This window comes from Verminephrobacter aporrectodeae subsp. tuberculatae At4, assembly GCF_000193225.1.
Taxonomy (GTDB): Bacteria; Pseudomonadota; Gammaproteobacteria; order Burkholderiales; family Burkholderiaceae_C; genus Acidovorax; species Acidovorax aporrectodeae.
Genome location: NZ_AFAL01000040.1, coordinates 1 through 3468, shown reverse-complemented (window position 1 = coordinate 3468; position 3468 = coordinate 1). Strand labels below are relative to the sequence as shown.

General features: G+C 70.4%; 6 protein-coding genes. 1 reads left to right on the top strand and 5 read right to left on the bottom strand.

The genetic code is table 11. The features are described from left to right. The 5 genes from VTU_RS0101585 to pqqA form a co-directional block, all read right to left on the bottom strand. Positions 1-517 (bottom strand): radical SAM protein (locus VTU_RS0101585; RefSeq protein ID WP_010100100.1); only part of this gene is annotated, 517 nt, incomplete at its 3' end. Positions 518-527: 10 nt separating this feature from the next. Further along, entirely contained in the window at positions 528-818 is a 291-nt protein-coding gene (gene pqqD / locus VTU_RS0101580) for a pyrroloquinoline quinone biosynthesis peptide chaperone PqqD (protein WP_010100098.1), read from the bottom strand. Beyond that, positions 815-1567, bottom strand: coding sequence for a pyrroloquinoline-quinone synthase PqqC (gene pqqC, locus VTU_RS0101575; protein WP_010100096.1), 753 nt, complete (start codon positions 1565-1567; stop codon positions 815-817). Before pqqC ends, pqqD begins: the two co-directional genes overlap by 4 nt. A 15-nt stretch (positions 1568-1582) precedes the next feature. After that, on the bottom strand, positions 1583-2503 hold the full coding sequence (pqqB, locus tag VTU_RS0101570) for a pyrroloquinoline quinone biosynthesis protein PqqB (protein WP_010100095.1): 921 nt from the start codon (positions 2501-2503) through the stop codon (positions 1583-1585). Positions 2504-2586: 83 nt separating this feature from the next. Continuing rightward, entirely contained in the window at positions 2587-2661 is a 75-nt protein-coding gene (gene pqqA / locus VTU_RS25275) for a pyrroloquinoline quinone precursor peptide PqqA (RefSeq protein ID WP_010100094.1), read from the bottom strand. Between the two features lie 163 nt (positions 2662-2824). On the opposite strand from pqqA, the gene VTU_RS0101560 reads away from it, so the two are divergent. Beyond that, a partial coding sequence (locus tag VTU_RS0101560; RefSeq protein ID WP_010100093.1) for an alpha/beta fold hydrolase occupies positions 2825-3468 on the top strand: 644 nt, incomplete at its 3' end.

Genomic DNA, 3468 nt, shown 5'->3' with positions numbered 1-3468 from the left:
GCGCCATGGCGATGATGCGCTCGATGTGCCCGATGTTCATGCGGTGGAGCACCACGTTCAGCACCATCGGCCAGCCCTGGTCCCGGATGATCCGCGCCACCCGGCTTTTGAGGTCGAAGGTCCGGGTGTGCGAGAGGAAGTCGTTCATCTCGCGCGTGGAATCCTGGAACGAGAGCTGCACGTGGTCCAGCCCGGCGGCCTTCAATGCGGCGGCACGCTGCGTGCTCAGCCCGACGCCGGAGGTCAGCAGGTTGCTGTAGTAGCCCAGGCGACTGGCCTCGGCAACGATGGTCTCGAGGTCCTCGCGCAGCAGCGGCTCGCCGCCCGACAGGCCGCACTGCACCGCGCCGAGCGCGCGGCCCTCGCGCAGCACGCGCAGCCAGTCCTCGGTGCCCAGCTCGTTGTCGCGCTGCGCAAAATCGACCGGGTTGAAGCAGAACACGCAGTGCAGCGGGCAGCGGTAGGTCAACTCGGCGAGCAGCCAGAGCGGGGGGCCGGGGCGCGGTGCCTGCGTCATGCGTCATGCGTCATGCGTCCCAGCGCAGCCAGCCGTGCTGCGCCGCCAACGCGAGGAAATCGCGCACCTCGGCTTCGAGCCCGGTGCTGGCGAAAACCTGCTCGAGCTCGGCGACGATCGCCGCCAGGGTGCTTGCGCCGTTGCAGCGCTGCATGATCTGCCCCGCGCTGGTGTTCAGCTGGACCATGCCCTCGGGGTAGAGCAGCACGTGGCGCTCCTGCACCGGCTCCCATTGCAGGCGAAAGCCGGGGCCGATGCGCGGCCGGCTTTCGGGGGTGAGCGGCGCCGTGGTGCGGTTCATGCGGCGTCCAGGCCGTAGCGCGTCGCCAGCGCGTCGTTCATGGCCCACAGGATGTCGAGCTTGAACTGCAGCACCTCGAGCGCGCGCTCCTGCAGCGCACGGGTGTCGAAATGCGCGAGCGTGAGCGCCAGGCCCTGCTCCACGTCGCGCCGCGCCTGGCCCACGCGGTTGCGGAAATAGTCCAGCCCCGTGGGCTCGATCCACGCATAGTGCGCCGGCCAGGTGGCCAGGCGCTGCTGGTGGATCTCGGGCGCAAAGAGTTCGGTCAATGACGAGCACACCGCTTCCTGCCACGGCGCGCGGCGCACGAAGTTCACGTAGGCATCGACCGCGAAGCGCAGCGCGGGAACCACGTGGCGCAGATCGTGCAGTTCCTCGCGCGCCAGGCCCACCGCCTCGCCCAGGCGCAGCCAGGCTTCGATTCCGCCCTCGTCCCGGACGCCGCCGAGTTCGAAGCCGTCGTGGTCGAGGATGCGCTGCACCCAGCCGCGGCGCACCTCCCGGTCGGGGCAGTTGGCGAGCAGCGCCGCGTCCTTGATCGGGATCGCAATCTGGTAGTAAAAGCGGTTCGCCACCCAGCCGCGCACCTGCTCGGCGCTCGCGCGGCCGCTGTTGAGCATGGCGTTGAACGGATGGTGGATGTGGTAGCTGGGGCCGCGCGCGCGCAGCTGCTGCTCGAATGCCTCCCGGCTCCACGCGGCTGCGCTCTTCTGGCCGGGGCGGGGGTCCTGAATCCGGTCTGCGTGCATGGTGTGTGCGTTTCTTCAGAGCTGGAGCGTCATGGCGTCCTCGCAGGGCTCGATTCCCGCGCGCGCCAGCGCGGCGCGCTCGGCCGAGTCCTCGTCGAGGATGGGGTTGGTGTTGTTGATGTGGATCAGCATGCGCCGCGTGCCCGCGGGCAGCCGGTTGAGCCATTCGATCATTCCGCCCGCGCCCGACTGCGGCAGATGGCCGATCTCGCGCGCGCGCTTGCTCCCGACGCCCAGACGCAGCATCTCGTCGTCGCTCCAGAAGGTGCCGTCGACCATCACCGCGTCGGCCTGCGCCATGGCGTCGAACACGGGCGGCGTGACGGCGCCCAGGCCCGGCGCGTAGAACAGGCTCTTGCCGCTCTTGCGGTCGCGGATCGTGACGCCGATGTTGTCGCCCGCCACCGGATGCTCGCGGTGCGGCGAGTACGGCGCCGCCTTGCCGCTGAGCGCCAGCGCGCGAAAGCTGAGCTCCGGCAGGCCGGGCAGTTCAAAGGGGCTGCCGTCGATGGGGATGGTCTGGCGCGCCACACCGCAGTAGTGCGACAGCACGCGCAGCACCGGATTGCCCTGGCTCAGGTCTTGCGCCACCGGGTCGGTGCACCACAGCGGCAGCGGCGCCGTGCGCTCGCGCAGCATGAACAGCCCCGTGGCATGGTCGATCTGCGCGTCGATCAGCACCACGCCGGCGATGGCGCTGTCGCGCAGCGCGCGCGCCGGTTGCAGCGCGCGCTGGCTACGGATCTGCTCGAGGATGTCGGGGGATGCATTGAAGAGCACGCCGTCGTCGCCCGCGTCGGGGCGCACGAAGATCGAGGACTGCGTGCGCGGCTTGGCGCGCAAGGTTCCCGCGCGCAGGCCCGCGCAGTTGCGGCAGTTGCAATTCCATTGCGGAAAGCCGCCGCCCGCGGCCGATCCCAGGATGGTGATGCGCATGGGTCAATGGAGGGCAAGGAGGCAGGAGGTCGCGGCATCTTGCCCGGCGCTACCCGGGCAAGATGCCACGAGGCCAGGCAACTTCAGCGGGCGCTGACGTACATCGTGATCTCGAAGCCAAAGCGCAGGTCAGTGGCCGTCGGGGTTTCCCATTTCATGGTCTGTCTCCTGAAGCGTTGCACGGCTGCCGGTCGGCAGCCGCGGGGGCAATGAAACGCCCCCGGAGCATTCTGACCCCCGGCGGCGGCGCGCTCCAGCCATGAAATCATGAATCAGGCTTCATGATTTTCATGAATCGCCGCGCAGGGCGGAGCGCGTACCATGGGCCCCGTGCTCCCTGGCCTGTATCCCCGTTCGCCGCCGTGTCGCAGCCATGCACTGGCCGTGTCGCACGGCCATGTGCTGCACGCCGAGGAAAGCGGTACATCGGCGGGGCTTTGCGCGCTGGTCCTGCACGGCGGGCCCGGGTCGGGCTGCTCGCCGCTGCTGCGCCGCTTCTTCGATCCGGCGCGCTACCGCGTGATCAGCCTCGATCAGCGCGGCGCCGGCCTGAGCCGGCCGCGCGGAGCGACCGCGCACAACCGCACGGCCGACCTGCTGGAAGACCTGCTGCGCCTGCGTGCGCAGCTTGGCGTGCCGCGCTGGCTGGTGGTCGGCGGCTCCTGGGGCGCGACGCTGGCGCTCGCCTACGCAGGCGTCGAACCGCAGGCGGTGGCGGGCCTGCTGCTGCGCAGCGTGTTCCTTCCGTGCAGCGCGCAGATCGCTTCCTTCTTCCAGGACACCGCGGGCCGCGCGCCCGCTGCCTGGGCGCGCTTCGCCGCGTTGGCGCCAGCCGGGCAGCGCCACGACATGCTGGGTTTTCTGGCCCGCAACCTGCAGCAACAGCCGGGCGGCGACGCGCAGCGGCGGCTGGCCCTGGCCTGGTGGCGCTGGGAGCAAGCGCTGACCCGTGGCAGCGCCGCGCC